Source organism: Gilliamella sp. A7, from assembly GCF_002142015.1.
GTDB classification, from domain to species: Bacteria; Pseudomonadota; Gammaproteobacteria; order Enterobacterales; family Orbaceae; genus Gilliamella; species Gilliamella apis_A.
This window is the reverse complement of the sequence record NZ_NASN01000001.1, coordinates 39,962-58,679: the sequence shown is the minus strand read 5'-3', so window position 1 is coordinate 58,679 and position 18,718 is coordinate 39,962. Positions and strand designations below refer to the sequence as shown.

Here is an 18,718-nt window from a genome sequence, read left to right as displayed (position 1 = left end):
ATATGTAAAAATAACAAAAAATTGCGGATAGTAAGACAATGAGGGGATTAATGGAAGACAATATTTCATTGGGTAAGATTCTTTCCGATTTAAGAAATAATATGGGTTTATCGCAAAAAGATATTGCTGAACAAATTCATGTTAGAACAGCAGTCATTTCTGAAATTGAGAACGACCAGTTACTTCATGCCCCTTTTGTTTTTGTTAAAGGTTATATTCGTTCATATGCCAATATTGTTGGTTTACCAGCTGATGAATATCAACCTTATCTCGAAAAATTAGCTGAACAATATTTAGCAAAAGAAACCAAAAAAACTAAACCAATGTATAGTAAAAAAAGTCGTAGTAAGAAACCGTTCTTTTTTGGTCTGTTTGCCTTGGTTTGTGTATTAGGTGTTGGCTTATACTATGTCAATTCACAAAATAAAAGTAACTTTATTGAAGTTAGTCATTATATTTCTCCGCAGCCTTCAGATCGCGTTAACAGTTAGCAAATTTTCTCATTCACATACAGACATTTGCCTTAAATCTTGTTAAGATTGCGTCCTAGTTATTTTGTTATATGATTAGGCATCTTATGAGTCATCAAGAGTCACCAATTATTAGGCGAGAATCTACCCGGATTTATGTTGGTAATGTGCCAATAGGTGGGGGTGCGCCAATTGCTGTGCAATCGATGACGAATACTCGAACAACAGATGTGGAAAAAACAGTAGCTCAAATTCAAGCCCTTGAGCGTGTAGGAGTTGATATTGTCCGTGTTTCTATTCCAACGATGGATGCTGCAGAGGCGTTTAAAATAATTAAGCAACAAACAAAAGTTCCACTTATTGCCGATATTCACTTTGATTATCGCATCGCTTTAAAAGTTGCTGAATATGGAGTGAATTGTTTACGGATTAATCCTGGTAATATTGGTAATGAATCACGGATTCGCTCTGTTGTTGATTGTGCTAAGGACAAAAACATTCCGATCCGAATCGGTGTAAACTCGGGTTCGCTAGAAAAAGATATCCAGGAAAAATATGGCGAGCCGACACCTGAAGCTATAGTCGAATCAGCTATGCGACATGTCGATATACTTGATAGACTAGGTTTTGACCAATTTAAGGTAAGTGTAAAAGCATCAGACGTTTTCACTGCCGTTGATTCATATCGATTATTGGCAAAACAAATTAAACAACCTTTACATTTAGGTATAACCGAAGCTGGTGGTGTGCGTAGTGGTGCGGTAAAATCAGCGATTGGACTTGGCTTATTATTATCGGAAGGGATCGGTGATACATTAAGGGTTTCATTAGCGGCCGATCCAACGGAAGAAGTTAAAGTTGGATTTGATATTTTAAAATCGCTACGTATTCGAGCAAGAGGTATTAATTTTATTGCTTGCCCAACCTGCTCAAGGCAAGAGTTTGATGTAATTAGTACCGTTAATACCTTAGAACAGCGACTAGAAGATATTATAACACCAATGGATGTATCAATTATTGGTTGTGTTGTGAATGGTCCGGGGGAAGCATTAGCATCCACAATGGGGGTTGCTGGTGGTCACAATAAAAGCGGTTTTTATGAAGATGGTGTGCGCATAGGGCGTATTGATAATGAACAAATGATAGATGAGTTGGAAGCTAAAATTCGTGCTAAGGCATCAATTTTAAAAAATAGAATTGCAACCACTGAACTATAATCTTATTAGATAGCGAATAAACAAATGGCAGAGAAAAAAATCCAATCAATACGGGGAATGAATGATTTACTCCCGAATGATAGTGCAACATGGCAACAAATTGAAAAAATTGTTAAAGGTGTACTAAATAGTTACGGTTATAATGAAATTAGAACACCTATTGTTGAAGATACAGCACTATTTAAACGTGCAGTTGGTGAAGTTACCGATATTGTTGAAAAAGAGATGTATACTTTTAACGACCGTAATGATGAAAGTATTACTCTTCGCCCTGAAATTACAGCTGGTTGTGTCCGTGCTGGTATTGAACACGGCCTATTTTACAACCAAGAACAACGACTATGGTATTTAGGGCCAGCATTTCGTTATGAAAAACCACAAAAAGGGCGTTATCGTCAATTTCATCAATTTGGTGTAGAGGTTTTTGGCCTTGAAGGGCCAAATATTGATGCCGAGCTTATCTTATTAACAGCACGTTTTTGGAAGGCACTTGGTATTGAAGAACATACAACACTTGAACTTAATTCAATCGGTTCTGTTGAAGCAAGAGCTAATTATCGTAATGCTTTAGTCAGTTTTCTTGAGCAACATAAAGATAAATTAGATGAAGACTGTTTACGTAGAATGTATACTAACCCATTACGGGTGTTAGATTCGAAAAATCCTGTTATTCAAGAACTACTTAATCAAGCACCAAAATTATTTGATTATTTAGATGAACAATCTAAACTTCATTTTGATGGCTTGTGTCAATTATTAGATAGTGCAGGAATAAAATATAATATTAACCAAAGATTGGTACGTGGTTTAGATTATTATAACCGAACTGTTTTTGAGTGGGTAACGAGTAGTTTAGGCGCTCAAGGTACAGTTTGTGGCGGTGGTCGTTATGACGGTCTAGTTAGCCAACTTGGTGGACAACCAACGCCTGCAGTTGGTTTTGCCATGGGGGTTGAACGGTTAGTATTATTAGTACAGGCGGTTAATCCTTCATTAAATCGAGATAGTTCAATTGATATTTATATGATATCTTCGGGTGATGAAAAAACGACAGCAGCAGCCCAAAAAATGGCAGAAGTGCTCCGTGATGGGTTATCTGGTAAGCGAATTGTGACTAATTATGGTAGTAGCAATTTTAAAAAACAATTTGCTAAAGCTGACAAATTAGGTGCTAAAATAGCTGTAATTATTGGTGAAAACGAAATTATTAATCAATCAGTTACAATTAAAAATTTACAAACAGGCGAACAAGTTGAAGTTGCAGAAAAAGAGATTGTTCAAACTTGTTTAGCGATATTGTAAATTAAAGGAAATAGGAGAAAAACGTGAGTTATCAATTATCTGGCGAAGAACAATTTTCAGAGATAAAAGAATTTCTTGCTAAAAAGTGGAAAATCATTGTTGCGGTTATTGTAATTGGATTACTGGCTTTTTATGGTTGGCGTTATTGGCAATCTTACAAATTAGAAAAAGCGATAGAATCTTCAGATCGTTATGAACAATTAATTGCTAAATTAGATAACAACAACCTTGATTCAGTTAATGAATTAGTTTCTTTTGCTAAAGATAACAATACTATTTATAGTGTTTTTGCTAATTTCCGTGCCGCAAAATTTTATGTCGAACAATTAAAAGACTATGCTGGAGCAGAAAAATTACTTACAGATACATTAAGTAAAACTGATTCAGATATTATTAAATCAATAAGTTATATTCGTATTGCAAAAATACAATATCAACTTGAACATTATCAAGAAAGTTTGGCTACTTTAGATAAAGTAAGCGAAAAAAGTTGGGCGCCAGTAGTTAATGATATTCGGGGCGATATATTGGTGAAAATGAATAATTACAATGATGCGGTGGCAGCTTACAATGTTGCATTAAGTTCATCACCGACTAAAAACTTAGAGCAAAATATCAAAATGAAGTTAAATCAAGCTCAATATCTTAAAGATAAGCAACAAGCTGAACAAGCTAAACAAGAAGAAGCTGCTGCTAAGGAAAAAGCTAAGCAAGAAGCTGAAGCCCAAAAAAGCGCAGCTCAAGAAAATGAAGATTAATTTATCCTGATATAAGGATCTATACAATGAAGTTATCAAAATGTCTGTTTATGAGTGTTTTCATATTATCACTTGTAGGGTGTTCATTGTTTGGTGGAGAAGAGGAAATTGTCCAGATTTCACCTTCACCAAAAGTGGATAACCAATTTCCAATTCAAGAAGTATGGCGAAATAGTACAGCAGGCAATACACATATTTATTCATTATTAGGACCTATTAATTACAATAATGCTATTTATGTTGCGAGCCGTAGTGGGCAAGTTAAAGCAATTGATTTATCAAATGGCCATACTATATGGGACAAAAATTTATCACAAAGTACATTATTTAGCAGTAAAACAGCATTATTTTCTGGCGGTGTAAGTGCAGATGATAAATATGTTTATGTCGGTAGTGAACGTGCAATTGTTTACGCATTAGATCGTAATGATGGTAATGTGGTTTGGGATAAATCGGTAAAAGGTGAAGTTCTTGCTCGTCCAGTCTCTTCAGAGGATAAACTAATCATTTATACAGCTAGTGGTAATTTACAAGCTTTGAACCGTAATACTGGTGAAGAGGTCTGGGATGTAATGCTTGAAGTGCCATCGCTTTCATTAAGAGGTAACTCAACACCAACCATTGCTCATGGTGCCGCCATATTTGGTGATGACACTGGTCATGTGAATGCTTACTATATTAATGATGGACAACTAATTTGGCAGCAACGTATATCTCAACCAAGTGGATCGACTGAAATTGCTAAATTGAATGATGTTGATTCAACGCCAGTTGTCGAAGGTAATTTAGCTTATGCAATTGGCTATAATGGAAATGTTGTCGCACTTGATTTAAGTAGTGGCCAAGTTGTATGGCGTAAGCAAATGGGCTCAACGCATAGTTTTGCTGTTGATTCATATCAGTTATTTGTCGTTGATCAAGATGACAATGTTCAAGCTGTTACTAAAAATGGTGGTGCGGTAGAATGGACTCAGACTGGTTTATTACATCGTCAATTAACCGATCCAGTTATTTATCAAAATTACGTTGTGGTTGGTGATTTCGAGGGTTATCTTTATTGGTTAAATAAAGATAATGGTGAGATAGCTGCTAAAACACAAGTAAGTAGCAGTGGATTGATTTCGAAGCCATTAGTTGTAGATAATAAAATTATTGTCCAGGCTAAAAATGGTGATATATACGCATTTACAAAAAATTAAGGTAATTAGAGAATAAATATGGTACCTGTTGTCGCACTAGTTGGTCGTCCGAATGTAGGAAAATCGACTCTATTTAATCGATTAACTCGAACTCGAGATGCCTTAGTGGCTGATTTTCCTGGATTAACTCGTGATCGTAAGTATGGCCGAGCTGAAATCAAAGGGCACGAATATATAGTCATTGATACAGGTGGTATTGATGGCACTGAAGATGGGGTTGAAAGCTTTATGGCGGAACAATCCTTACAAGCAATAGAAGAAGCCGATATCGTGCTCTTTCTTGTTGATGCGAGAGCTGGTGCTATGCCTGCTGATCATGCAATTGCTAAACATCTTCGATCTCGCCAAAAAGCAACGTTTTTAGTTGCTAATAAAATTGATGGTATTGATGCAGATAGTGCAATTTCTGATTTTTATAGTTTAGGATTAGGTGATATTCATCCGATTGCAGCGAGTCATGGTCGTGGTGTTAGCGTACTAATCGAGACAGTTTTAGATCCTATTTTTCATTTTGAAAGCGACGAAATTGATACTTCAGCAGCAGATCTTCAAAATGAGATGTGTGATGAAGATTTTGAAGATGACGCAGATGATGAAGAATCGCTGATTAATCAGCCAATAAAAGTTGCTATTGTTGGTAGACCAAATGTTGGTAAGTCAACACTAACCAATCGGATTCTAGGCGAAGAAAGGGTTGTAGTTTATGATATGCCAGGTACAACTCGTGACAGTATTTATATACCAATGACACGAGATGATCGTGAATATATCATGATAGATACTGCTGGTGTTCGTAAACGAGGTAAGGTAACGGAAACTGTTGAGAAATTCTCGGTTATTAAAACGTTACAAGCAATTGAAGATGCTAACGTCGTAATTTTGGTTATTGATGCCCGAGAAGGTATTTCTGATCAGGATTTGTCTTTGCTTGGCTTTATTATTAATAGTGGACGCTCACTGGTTATTGCTGTTAATAAGTGGGATGGATTATCACAAGATATTAAAGAACAAGTGAAAACTACGTTAGATGATCGACTTGATTTTATCGATTTTGCTCGTCTACATTTTATTTCTGCTCTTCATGGTAGTGGCGTAGGTAACCTATTTGATTCAATTCAAGAAGCATATGAGTGTGCTACACGTCGTGTTAATACCGCATTATTAACTAAAATAATGCAAATGGCACAAGATGACCATCAACCACCATTGGTTAGAGGACGTCGTGTAAAATTAAAATATGCCCATGCCGGCGGTTATAATCCTCCAATTGTGGTTATTCATGGTAATCAAGTTGAAGATTTACCTGATTCTTATAAACGTTATTTAATGAACTATTTTAGACGTTCATTAAAAATTATGGGTTCGCCAATACGAATTCAATTCAAAGAAGGGGCCAATCCATTCGAAGGTCGAAAAAATAGTTTGACTGCTTCGCAACAACGTAAACGTCGTCGTTTAATGAAACATGTACGAGGTCGTAAATAACTTATGACAGAAACAAAAATAATCGATGGTGGGCAAGAAGGTATTTGTCCTAAGTGTCATAATAGAATGAGTATTGTTTCGCCACAATATTATGATTGTTCTCATTGCCAACAGCATTATCAAGAACAGCATATTTGCCCAATTTGCCGACAAAATGTGCAAATGGTTAAAGGCTGTGGCGCTATTAACTATATTTGTCACACTGATGGCTTAATTTCCAGCAGTAAAGTGATATTTCATTATTTACCAGAATAGAAAATTGTATCTATATTTAAAGCCATAAGAGGTTATTTTATGCGAATTATTTTATTAGGCGCACCGGGAGCAGGAAAAGGAACTCAAGCACAATTTATTATGCAACAATACGGAATTCCGCAAATTTCAACTGGCGATATGTTGCGTGCAGCAGTAAAAGCAGAGAGTCCATTAGGTTTACAAGCAAAAGAGCTAATGGATAATGGTAAGCTTGTTACTGATGAGTTAGTTATCGCATTAGTCAAAGAGCGTATTGCGCAAAGCGATTGTAAAAATGGCTTTTTATTAGATGGTTTTCCTCGTACTGTGCCACAAGCAGATGCAATGAAAGAAGCGGGTATCAATGTTGATTATGTACTTGAGTTTGATGTACCTGATGAAGTGATTATAGATCGTATGAGTGGTCGTCGTATTCATGCTGGTTCAGGGCGTGTATACCATGTTCGTCATAATCCCCCAAAAGTTGAAAATATTGATGATGTAACGGGTGAGCCATTAACTATTCGTAAAGATGATAGTGAAGAAATCGTCCGTAAACGTCTTGTTGAATATCATGATTTGACTAAACCATTAGTCAAATATTATCAACATGAAGCCAAAGAAGGCCGAACTCAATATTTCCGTATTGATGGGACACAAGCTGTTTCATCTGTGACCAATGAATTGACTAAAATTTTAGGCTAGTTGCTATTAAGAGGGATGATAGACTTTTTCATCCCTCATCTTAACCAATCAATTATTTCGCTAACTTAAGCGCTTGTTCTAAATCAGCAATAATATCATCAATATGTTCAATACCAATTGAGAGGCGTATCATTTCTTGACTTACTCCAGCCTTTTGCAATTCCTCATCATTAAGTTGTCGATGGGTAGTTGATGCCGGATGACAAGCTAATGAACGGGTATCACCGATATTAACTAAACGGATAATCAATTTTAAAGCATCGATAAATTTGACTCCCGCTTGTTTACCTCCTTTGATACCAAAGGATAAAATGCCAGCAGGTAAACCATTGTCCATCTGTTTTACCGCTAAATTATGCTCAGGATGATTAGCCAGACCTGCATAATTGACCCATTCAACTTGAGGATGTGAAGCCAAATAATTGGCTACTTTAATCGTATTCTGGCAGTGTCGCTCAATGCGTAAAGAGAGTGTTTCAAGACCTTGTAATAATAAAAAGGTATTAAATGGTGATAAAGCTGCTCCCATATTACGTAGTGGTATTACTCGGCAACGAGCAATATAAGCTGCGTTTCCAAAGCTTTCAGTATATGAAACACCATGATAAGAAGGATCAGGTTGATTGAGCATTGGATACTTATCTGCATGATCTTTCCAAGGAAATTTACCTGAGTCAACAATCATTCCGCCTAAGCTATTACCATGCCCACCAATATATTTAGTTAATGAATGTACTACTATATCAGCTCCAAATTCAAATGGTCGGCAAAGCGCAGGGCTGGCAACTGTATTATCAACAATTAGCGGTATACCATGGCGATGGGCAATATCAGCCAGTACTGATAAATCAACAATATTACCTGCTGGATTACCGATACTTTCACAGTAAATGGCTTTAGTTTTGTCATCAATTTGCTTTTCAATCGCATTTAAGTCATTGTGTGGTGCAAATTTTGTTGTGATACCGAAATTAGGCAGGGTATGAGCCAATAAGTTATAGGTGCCACCATAGAGTTTGGAAACCGATACAATATTTTCACCAGCAAATGTAATGGCTTGTATAGCATAAGTAATTGCTGCCATTCCAGAAGCTACCGCTAATGCTCCTATACCGCCTTCTAGTGCGGCAATACGCGCTTCAAGTACAGCATTAGTTGGATTGGTTATCCGTGTATAGATGTTTCCAGCAACTTTTAAATCAAATAAATCGGCGCCATGTTGGGTATCATCGAATGCATAAGATGTGGTTTGATAGATCGGAACAGCGACGGCATGGGTTGTTGGTTCAGGGGTATAGCCTGCGTGTAAAGCAATCGTTTCTGGTTTCATGTTAGAGCCTCATATTTATAACTATTTTTCAACTATAAGGCTCTTATTTTGTGCAAAGAATTACTAAAAAGTAAAGGATTATAAAACCATTCTTACGATATCGATTTCACCTAATTCTTTGTATAGATTTTCTACCTGATCAATATGGGTTGCATTAATGGTAATGGATACTGAATGATAATTACCTTTACTACTTGGTTTGATCGACGGCGTATAATCCCCTGGTGCATGACGTTGAATCACAGATACAACTTTATCAACTAGTTCTGGTTTTGCTTCACCCATTACTTTATAAGTGAAAGAACAAGGGAAATCTAATAATTCATTTAATTTTGTTTGTTGCATAATAGTCTTTTTCTCGTTTTATCAGTATAGCTATTAAATATATTGCATATATATAGTCAGTTTATTATTCTTCAAGTTCAGAATAATAAACATTACTTTTTAAAGCCTATAATTTGATCTATGATAGTCAAATTCTAACATAGCTTAGTAAAACCTACCTTACTATTATTTTAAAAGGCTAAAATAACATGTTATCCCAATCAGCTAACAAAGAACCTTTTGGTACATTACTTGGCTATGCGCCGGGCGGTGTTGCTATTTACTCTTCTGATTATGAAACATTGGATCCTGAACAATACCCTAATGATGCATCATTTCGAAGTTATTCAGGTCATGAGTATATGGGTTATAAGTGGCAATGTGTCGAATTTGCTAGAAGATTTTTATTTCTAAATTATGGGATAGCCTTTACCGATGTCGGTATGGCACATGAAATATTTTCGTTAAGGTTTCTTCGTCAAGTGATTAATGAAGCCATTTTACCATTGCAAGCATTTGCTAATGGTAGCAAAAAAATGCCAGAAGCGGGAGCATTGTTAATATGGGATGATGGCGGTATGTTCGATAGGACAGGTCATGTAGCGATTATTACTGAAGTTTTTGATAATAAAATTAGAATTGCCGAACAAAATGTTGTCCATACTCGGCTCCCCATTGGTCAACAATGGACTCGAGAATTAAAAATGACGGTATCTAATGATGGCTATTATTTACACGATACTTTCGATGATACCAAAATTTTAGGCTGGATGATTCAAACTGAGAATACTCTTCATAGCTTACCACAACCGAATGTTGCTAAGCATTTACTTGATATTCATAGTGTCCATATCGAAAATCATGGTCAATTTGATAAGAAATGGTTGAACGAAAGTGATACATTAGAAAGTGCCTATGTGTCAGCAACTGGACACGCCATCAGCCATGATGATCAGTATCGTTATTTTACTATTTCGGAAAGCGCTGAGCTGGAGCTTATTCGTGCAACAAACGAACTTCATTTGATGTATTTGCATGCTACCGATAAAGTTTTAAAAAATGATAATTTATTGTGTAATTTCAATATTCCTGAAATCCTTTGGCCTCGGCTTAGATTATCATGGCAACAACGCCGTTATCAGATGATCACCGGACGGTTAGATTTTTGTATGGATGAAAGGGGCTTTAAAGTTTATGAATATAATGCAGATTCAGCCTCATGCCATACCGAAGCAGGACAAATTTTGCAAAGTTGGGCAATACAAGCCGAATTAAATGCTGGCATTAATCCTAGTGCAGGTTTACTTAATGCATTAGCCGACAGCTGGAAACATAGTGATGCAAAAGCGTTTGTACATATCATGCAAGATAATGATAGTGAAGAAAACTATCATGCATTATTTATGCAAAAAGCACTAACTCAAGCCGGATTTGAAAGTAAAATTTTACGCGGACTATCGGGACTCAGTTGGGATAAACGAGGACGATTAGTTGATGATGAGCAACGTCAGGTCACTTGTGTATGGAAAACTTGGGCATGGGAAACTGTACTTGAACAACTTCGCCAAGAAAGTGAAGCTCAAGTGGCAGGGTTACCAATTAGAACATGGCATCCAGATAATTCGGTAAGATTAATAGATGTATTACTTCGACCCGAGGTATCGGTTTTTGAACCTTTATGGACGGTCATTCCAAGTAATAAAGCTATTTTGCCGGTGCTGTGGTCATTATTTCCTAATCACCGTTATTTACTTGAGTCTTCATTTGAACTCAATGACAATTTAATTAAAAAAGGTTACGCAATTAAACCGATTGCTGGGCGTAGAGGTAGCGATATAGAGTTAGTTGGTCGTCATGAGCAAATATTGGATAAAACGGTTGGCCAATTCTCTAAACAAGAAAACATTTATCAAGAGCTATGGTGTTTACCTAAAGTTGATGATCGTTATTTACAAATTTGTACATTTACTGTTGGCGGCCATTATGGCGGTGCTTGTTTACGTTCTGATCCCTCTTTAGTTATAAGAGGGGAAAGTGATATGCAGCCTTTACGAGTCTTAACTGATGAAGAATTTATTAAACAACTTTACAAAAAAAGTTGAGGAAAGGGGTTTTTTAAGCATAATTTGCCAAATTGATCGTTCAATTTATCAATGACAGATGGTAAGTTTTGTTATTTAATTAAACATAGCTAATTAAGCTATGTTTATTTTATTAAAAATAACTAAAAATATTATATCTATTTGATTGACAACGACAATGACAATAACTTAGTTTTTTTGATAGAATTGATCTAATACAAATAATAATTATAAAAAATATAATTAAAATAAAGGAATATCAGGATATATGGCAAATACATTATTGCGCAGTGGCGATATTAAAGATTTTAAAATGCTCGGACATGACGGTAAAGCTGCTTATCTTGTCGCTTCGCAAATTCGTGAAATGTTTCGAGTTAAATTAGGTCGCCAATACTCTGATTGTTTAGCTATTCCCCAGCGTAATGATCAGGGTAATATTGTTGATTGGTATATTCCCTTTGATTCAGAGCAACCTGATGGTCAATATGATATTATCCCGTGGACTTCAGCTAGTGAAGACGAACAAAAGTCTGCTCTAGTTTTACTAAAAGAATTCGAAAGTAAAGTCATTGAGTTAGGACAAAAATTAGCAAGCAATCCTAATCTAGAAGGCGATCAATTGCTTTTTAGTCGATTGATTTACGATCCAAAACAAAATGTAGATAGTCTTGGACCGAATTTGATGGCGATACGCTTTCCTAGTAATCAATTTGTCTATATTGTTAATGGTAAACCTGTTATTACTTTTTGGGGATTTGTTAATCCTCAGACGCCACAAGCGACTTCACCTTTTTACTGTTTAGAAGCATTTCGAAAAGCTGCTCCAAAGGTTGTAGCTACCGCTCCAGTACAAGAGCCTGTTATTGTTAAAAAACCTTGGTGGAAACGCTGGTGGATATGGTTGTTAGGATTATTACCTTTGTTATTACTACTATTATTAGCAATTTTTTGGTTAAAAGGTTGTAGCTGGAACCCAAGTATATCTATCGATCCCAAAATATCATTAGATGGTAAAGTTGATATTCCGGTGCCAACAGTGGTAAATGATAAAGAGGACAAACAAGAGAAAAAAGAGCCCGAGCCAGAAATCAAAGAGGTTAATAATAAACCTGTTACTATCGTTAATGGCGTAGTACCAAATGGAAAAGTAGCAGTAGATCCTACACTGCCAGTTAATGGTATTGCTACAAATCCAGCTGTAGTTGATAACTCAGCAGCAATCGCACCAGATCAAGGAACGGCTAATAATGTAAATCCAGATGATATTACAGATCAACCACAACTTACGCCTCCACTTGATGATAAAGGAAATAATGGAGAGCAAGGTGAACAGGGAAATCAGGTTGATAAAGATGATAAAGGCAGTAATGCTAATCCTTCTGATGATAAAAATGCACAAGTGCCATCAACGCCTGATTTAGATGGTAAACCTGAAGTAACGAATAGTAATTCTGAGCAAGACAATCAAGCTAATGCAAATGCTAATCAAGCAAATAATTTACCTTTGCCTGCTGACGCGTTAAAAAAAGGATCAACAAACTTCTTAAATGGTCAATGGTCGGTTGGTGCTGGTATTCAAGATAAAGCAACAGGTAAACCATTACAATTAAGTTATAATTTTAATCAAGGTAATGGCGAAGTTACGGTTACTCGTAGTGATGGCGTTAAATGTGTTGGTAATGTTGGCTCTGGTATCCAAAATGCTAATTTAAATATTACTGGTAATACCGAAGCCATTTGCAGTGATAATACTAAATATCAATTACCAAAAATTCAGTGTAAATCAGGCAAAAACAATCAAGCTGATTGTCAGGGAATTTATGATAACGGGACTTCGTTCCCAATTACGATGAAAAAACAATAGGATTGTATATGCTTCCAGAAATACGCAACTATGGTCAAGAAGTTACACTTATCATGAATAGTGGTATTCAATTTCTTGATTTTGCATTAAAAATAGATTGGAAAGATAATCAATGGCGCAGTAAAGTGAATGGCTGTTTTATTGATCCATCTGAAAGTGGAGCGTTAGTTAGATTAATTGAAGATATCGATAATGGTAAATTTTTTGCACCAGATAATCTTTCTTTTGCTGTCACACCTACTCAAGAAATTAGTGTTGAGCAATCTTTAAAACTATATGATGGTATTTGGTTGCCGGTACCAATTCTTAGATCAATCCCGCCAGAGCGTTTTGATAAAGGTCCTCATAACTGGAGTCGAGTACGAATTATTAGTATTCCAGAAGGTGAAGACCCAGATGGCAATACTCATCGTATTACTTTTGCCTTTGATACAAAAATTTTTACCAATATGCAGGATGTTGCTTATTTGGCACCAACGGAAAATGATGTGAAAACTGGAGCTGTATTTAGTTTAGCTCATCGTTCAGATCAAGTTTCATGGTATTTAGAGCAAAAATGGATCACCAGTTGGTTAATTGATTTATTTCAAGAATTAGCCCCTCAATCTGAACGTTTAAAAGTACATAAAGATGATATTGATTTAGAAATAGCTAATAAAGCATATTATGGCCATTATTTAAATATTCTTAATTTGCTTGCTAATTCATTACAGTTACCAAAAATTAAAATTGTTTCAAATAATCGAGATGATGTGATTAAATCGATTCCTGTTGATATGATTTTAGATGTTGGTAATTCAAGAACCTGTGGTATCTTAATTGAAGATCACGTTCAAGATAAAGATAGTTTAAATCGTCGTTATGAGCTTGAAATTCGAGATTTAACCCAACCCGAACATATCTATAATGAGCCATTTGAAAGTCGAGTAGAATTTGCGCAAACTTTTTTTGGTAAAGAACATTTTTCGCTACAAAGTGGAAGACGAGATACATTCCGCTGGCCAAGTATTGTTCGAGTCGGAAAAGAAGCGAGCCGTCTAGCTAGTCGCCGCGAAGGAAATGAAGGGGCAACTGGACTTTCAAGCCCGAAACGTTATTTATGGGATCAAGAAAAGTATGAGCAAGGCTGGCGCTTTAATTCACATTATGTCAAAAGTGATCATGAACCATTTGCAACGGCAGAGCCGTTTTCTAGTCTAATCAACGAGTATGGTGAAGCTCTGCATATCCTCAGTAATGAAATTGAGGAAGAGTTTGACCGAAAAATGCCAGTCTTCCACCCCAAATATTCACGTAGTTCACTAATGACATTTATGCTATGTGAAGTATTGATGCATGCTCTAATGCAAATCAATAGTGTCGCTCAGCGTAATAAGCTTGAACACGCAAGAACACCGCGTAATTTGCGTTCTATTATTCTTACCATTCCACCGGCAATGCCTAAACCAGAACAAGCGATATTCAAAAGCTGTGTTTATCAAGCTATTGGCTTAGTTTGGAAAAGCTTAGGTTGGGATAATTCTGATGATAATATTGATTTTAGTAATCCTGAACAATTAAAAAGTATCTGGCCAAATATTCCTGAAGTTTATATTCAATGGGATGAAGCAACATGCGGTCAAGTTGTTTATCTCTTTAACGAAACGCAGAACAATTATAATGGTCGTTCAGAAGAATTTATTGCTTCAATGGTACGACCAGACAAAACCAATAAACAAAAACTAACAATTGCCACAGTTGATATTGGTGGTGGAACAACAGATTTGGTCATCAATGATTACGAACTGGATTATGGTGCCAATAAACAACTTAATAGTAGCAATGCTTATCTTGTTCCAACGCAACGTTTTCGTGATGGATTTAAAGTTGCTGGTGATGATATTTTGCTTGATATCATCCAAGATACTGTTTTATCGTCATTAACTACTGGATTAAAACAGATTGGACTTGTTGATCCTAATCTGATTTTATCGACAATTATCGGCTCACAGCAGGTATCAATTCAAGATGCTGTGTTACGGCAACAATTAACTTTACAGTTGTTTACGCCAGTAGGGTTACAGGTATTAAAACTCTATGAACTTTATGAACCATTACATGCTGAAAAACATGTTTATAACATGACTTTTGGTGAGCTATTACAAAATAATGTGATGACAGATAATGTTCTGAATTTTATTAATGAACCGGTTCGTCGAGCTCTAAATAATCCTGAATTTTCCGTTCTTGATTTAAATGTTGAAATAAATCTTAAACGTATTCATCACTTATTTATTCGTGGTGATTATTATAATATTTGTAAAACGTTTGATGCTTTATCTGAAATTATTAGTTGTTACCAGTGCGATGTCCTATTATTAACAGGGAGACCGTCGCGTTTACCTGGCGTACAAAGCTACTTCCGTTCACGTTTATCTATCCCTGCTGGTCGTGTTTTACCATTACATGGTTATTATACTGGTGGATGGTATCCATTCCATAAACAAGAGCGCATTGATGATCCAAAAACTACAGCAGCAGTTGGTGCCATGTTATGTTTCTTGAGTAAAAACCTAAGATTGGCGAATTTTTATTTTAGATCGGCAAATATGGAGTTGTACTCAACAGTTAAATACATTGGTTTATTAGATAATCTAAATATGATAAAAAAAGAAAATATTTATTATCAAGATATAGATTTAGATGATCCCGATTATGACTTTCCTGAACTCTCTTTTGAAATTCGAGGCACAACAAGGCTTGGTTTTAAACAATTAGACACTGACCGTTGGCCTGCCTCACCAATTTATATTTTAACGATTGAAAATAGTGATGTTGCTAAAAGACTAAGTGCTGAAGGGGTAGTTTTAGAAGTAACATTAGGGATAAAAAATCGACAAAAAACAGTTGAGAATTTCTATATTAAAGACGTCAAAGCTTCAGATGGGCGTGCTTGCAGTAAAACCAAGGATATAAAGCTTAGTCTAAATACAATGGTAAATTCTGGCTTAATTAGCACACAATATTGGCTTGATAGTGGAATAATAAAACGATGAAAAATTTAAACGAACAACTTCCTAAATCTTGGGAAAAGATTTATCAAGCATCAGCACAGGCAATTGAATGGGTCAATCAAACCCGAGATTCATCAAAACGTTTGCATAATGAAGCTGATAATTTAATTCTTGATCTACGCCGATTACGTAATAGTGCTAAACGTTTAGGTGATGTATCGACTAAATCCGTTGCTGTCGGTTTTTTTGGTTTGTCACAAGCAGGTAAATCTTACCTTATTTCAGCATTAGCAGCCGGTGAAAATGGAAAACTTGAAACAGTGGTTGATAATGAAATCTTAGATTTTATTGAGCACGTCAATCCTGTTGGTGGGGGTAAAGAGGCAACAGGACTCGTTACTAGATTTAGTCGTACTGCTAAAGGTGGTATTGCCAACTATCCACTAGAGCTAAAACTATTTCAAGAAATAGAAATCGTTAAAATTCTAATTAACGCTTATTTTAAAGATTTTGATCAGCAGAAAGTTATCAATAAAGTTGAGTTTTCAGAGTTAAACCAAGTTATTCAACGTATCGAAAGTAAAAAGCAAGCTGATTACACTGGCGGTATAACTGAAGATGATATCGTTGATCTGTATGATTATTTATCTGAAAATTTTGGCAATTCACTTGAAGGATTGAAAGGTGGTTATTGGGAAAAAGCAATGTCATTGCTACCTTATCTTTCGATTACCGACCGTGGTAGTTTATTTTCTGTGTTATGGGGTGGTATCAGTGAACTTACGGCGATTTATATTCAATTGGCGACAACCTTATCAAGCTTAAATCATGTAAATACCGTTTATGCGCCGCTCACCGTGTTAGTTAAGGACAATGAGGATGGTACCAAGTCGCAGATTGATAGTATCATGAATGTCGATATGCTTGAAAGGTTAAATACTGAAAATGATTCATCGGTAACCGTTACACCACTTAATGGAATGCCAACCTCAATATCATTAGCGCAATTAGCCTTTTTAACAGCAGAATTAATTTTCCCATTAGTGAATCAAACTCGTGTACCTACTTTTGAGAATGTCGATTTGCTTGATTTTCCAGGGTATCGAGGTCGATTAAATTTAACTTCTATTTCTGACGTCAAAGAGGGTAACCCTGTCGCTCAACTTTTATTGCGCGGTAAAGTTGCTTATCTTTTTGAGAAATACACTGATAGCCAAGAGATGAATGTTTTGGTGGTTTGTACGCCATCGGATAAACAATCAGATGTTAATGATGTTGGTCCAGTATTAGAAAGATGGATTGATAAAACCCAAGGCGAAACAGCTGAGAAAAGAGCAACAAAGAAAGCCGGATTGCTATGGGCTATAACAATGTTTGATAAGCGTATTGGCGCATCATTGCCGCTATCTCAAGATAATTTAAAAAATACTTGGGGTAAAGGTGGCTTATTACAGCAAACCATTTTAGAACGTTTTGGTAGTTATGATTGGTTATCCAATTGGTCAAATAATGGTAAATTTAACAATGTATTCTTGGTCCGTAAACCAGGATTTGATGTTGCATTTTTAGATGTTGATGCTAAGGCAAATGTTGAATTGTCCTACAGTGATAAGTATCAAAAAGAAATGTTAATGTTGAAAAACACATTTGTTGAAAATCCAGAAGTTCAAGAGTATATAAACGATCCAGGACAAGCTTGGGATGCGATGTTGAAACTAAATGATGGTGGCATTAGTCGAATTAGCCAGTATTTAGAACAAGTTGCCATTACTGAGGTTAAGCAACAGCGGATCGTTGAGCAGCTCAATGAAAAAATCGATTATATTCTCAATATGCGTTTTGATACTTGGTATCAAGCTGATAGTGATGAAGAACTGGGTAAGAAAAAACAGATTATTAGTAACGTTATTAAAGAACTACAAGGAAAAGCGTTATTATTAGGTGAATTACTTAAAGTTTTAGAATTACCGGATCAAACTATTCGAGCCTTGTATCACTCTAGCCATATGGATAATGATATCAGCAATACTAGCGGTGATGACGTAATCGATAATTCTTCAAACGATTTTGGCTTAAATACCGACTTTGAACTTTTTCCAGAAGTAGATTCACCTTTACAACCAAAAGCAGTTGCTAATATTGCTAGCGAATCAAAATTTGCCAAGAATGTTTTTACTGCATGGTTAGAGCATTTAAGAAATATTGTGTTAGATAAGCATATTCTACAATTTTTTGGTATTGAGCAAAAAGCTCTCTCTTTTATTATTGAAGAGTTGATTACTGGTGCTAACCGTTTGAAAATTGAAACCAGCTTGACTGAAAAAGTTTTAGCTAATGAAAATGTAGGCAGTAAGCGTGATGAGCTTGAGTCTCGGCAGATTAGCACAATCCATATGTTGTTAGCTGATTTTATTGCTTGGCTTGGTTTTATTCCTGGGCAAAAAATTGATATTCCTACCAGCCGTGTTAATCAAGGTAAACCGATATTTTCATCACCATTGAGCCAATTTTCAAGTCAATTATCACATCCATTACCAGTACTTGATGATAAGACAAAAAATTATTCTCAGTTTGCTATATTTGATTGGTTTATTGCTTTTGCAATGCTTGCTCAAGAAAATGTTGGTCACCATGCTGGTCGTGAAATAAGTCAAGAACAAAACTCTCGACTTGGTGAAATTTTAACTTGTTTTAAGCAATCACAAATACAATAGTATTATTGTGAATATATTTAAAGACAACAATTTAATAAC

At 35.7% G+C, this 18,718-nt stretch carries 14 protein-coding genes; 12 read left to right on the top strand and 2 right to left on the bottom strand.

Features of this window, described 5'->3' with window-relative positions; all coding sequences use genetic code 11:
- Positions 1 to 50: 50 nt before the first annotated feature.
- The 8 genes from B6D18_RS00230 to adk all read left to right on the top strand — a co-directional run bounded on the left by B6D18_RS00230 (position 51) and on the right by adk (position 7,370).
- Positions 51 to 491 (top strand): RodZ family helix-turn-helix domain-containing protein, encoded by a 441-nt coding sequence (locus B6D18_RS00230; protein WP_158092499.1) that lies wholly within the window; start codon positions 51 to 53, stop codon positions 489 to 491.
- A gap of 86 nt (positions 492 to 577) precedes the next feature.
- Positions 578 to 1,687: a flavodoxin-dependent (E)-4-hydroxy-3-methylbut-2-enyl-diphosphate synthase gene (gene ispG, locus B6D18_RS00225; RefSeq protein ID WP_086362631.1), complete on the top strand. Its 1,110-nt coding sequence runs from the start codon at positions 578 to 580 to the stop codon at positions 1,685 to 1,687.
- 24 nt (positions 1,688 to 1,711) lie between these two features.
- Positions 1,712 to 2,989 (top strand): histidine--tRNA ligase, encoded by a 1,278-nt coding sequence (gene hisS, locus B6D18_RS00220; protein WP_086362630.1) that lies wholly within the window; start codon positions 1,712 to 1,714, stop codon positions 2,987 to 2,989.
- A 23-nt stretch (positions 2,990 to 3,012) separates the two neighbouring features.
- Complete coding sequence (locus B6D18_RS00215; RefSeq protein WP_086362629.1) at positions 3,013 to 3,747, top strand: tetratricopeptide repeat protein; 735 nt, start codon at positions 3,013 to 3,015, stop codon at positions 3,745 to 3,747.
- A 26-nt stretch (positions 3,748 to 3,773) separates the two neighbouring features.
- Complete coding sequence (gene bamB / locus B6D18_RS00210; protein WP_086362628.1) at positions 3,774 to 4,946, top strand: outer membrane protein assembly factor BamB; 1,173 nt, start codon at positions 3,774 to 3,776, stop codon at positions 4,944 to 4,946.
- Positions 4,947 to 4,964: 18 nt separating this feature from the next.
- Positions 4,965 to 6,431 (top strand): ribosome biogenesis GTPase Der, encoded by a 1,467-nt coding sequence (gene der / locus B6D18_RS00205; RefSeq protein ID WP_086362627.1) that lies wholly within the window; start codon positions 4,965 to 4,967, stop codon positions 6,429 to 6,431.
- 3 nt (positions 6,432 to 6,434) lie between these two features.
- Positions 6,435 to 6,686 (top strand): zinc-ribbon domain-containing protein, encoded by a 252-nt coding sequence (locus B6D18_RS00200; RefSeq protein ID WP_086362626.1) that lies wholly within the window; start codon positions 6,435 to 6,437, stop codon positions 6,684 to 6,686.
- Between the two features lie 39 nt (positions 6,687 to 6,725).
- Complete coding sequence (adk, locus tag B6D18_RS00195) at positions 6,726 to 7,370, top strand: adenylate kinase (RefSeq protein ID WP_086362625.1); 645 nt, start codon at positions 6,726 to 6,728, stop codon at positions 7,368 to 7,370.
- Positions 7,371 to 7,422: 52 nt separating this feature from the next.
- On the opposite strand, the gene B6D18_RS00190 is transcribed toward adk, so the two are convergent.
- Entirely contained in the window at positions 7,423 to 8,700 is a 1,278-nt protein-coding gene (locus B6D18_RS00190; RefSeq protein ID WP_086362624.1) for a bifunctional O-acetylhomoserine aminocarboxypropyltransferase/cysteine synthase, read from the bottom strand.
- A 78-nt stretch (positions 8,701 to 8,778) separates the two neighbouring features.
- Entirely contained in the window at positions 8,779 to 9,045 is a 267-nt protein-coding gene (gene ybeD, locus B6D18_RS00185; protein WP_065577848.1) for a DUF493 family protein YbeD, read from the bottom strand.
- Between the two features lie 188 nt (positions 9,046 to 9,233).
- Here ybeD and gss point away from each other — a divergent pair, with 188 nt between their 5' ends.
- From gss to B6D18_RS00165, 4 genes are all read left to right on the top strand, one after another.
- Positions 9,234 to 11,126, top strand: coding sequence for a bifunctional glutathionylspermidine amidase/synthase (gene gss / locus B6D18_RS00180; RefSeq protein WP_086362623.1), 1,893 nt, complete (start codon positions 9,234 to 9,236; stop codon positions 11,124 to 11,126).
- Positions 11,127 to 11,373: 247 nt separating this feature from the next.
- Positions 11,374 to 12,972: an SrfA family protein gene (locus tag B6D18_RS00175; RefSeq protein ID WP_086362622.1), complete on the top strand. Its 1,599-nt coding sequence runs from the start codon at positions 11,374 to 11,376 to the stop codon at positions 12,970 to 12,972.
- Positions 12,973 to 12,980: 8 nt separating this feature from the next.
- Entirely contained in the window at positions 12,981 to 16,007 is a 3,027-nt protein-coding gene (locus B6D18_RS00170) for a virulence factor SrfB (RefSeq protein ID WP_086362621.1), read from the top strand.
- Positions 16,004 to 18,679, top strand: a complete 2,676-nt coding sequence (locus B6D18_RS00165) for a putative virulence factor (RefSeq protein ID WP_086362620.1) — start codon at positions 16,004 to 16,006, stop codon at positions 18,677 to 18,679. The genes B6D18_RS00170 and B6D18_RS00165 overlap by 4 nt, the downstream gene beginning before the upstream one ends.
- Positions 18,680 to 18,718 lie beyond the last annotated feature (39 nt).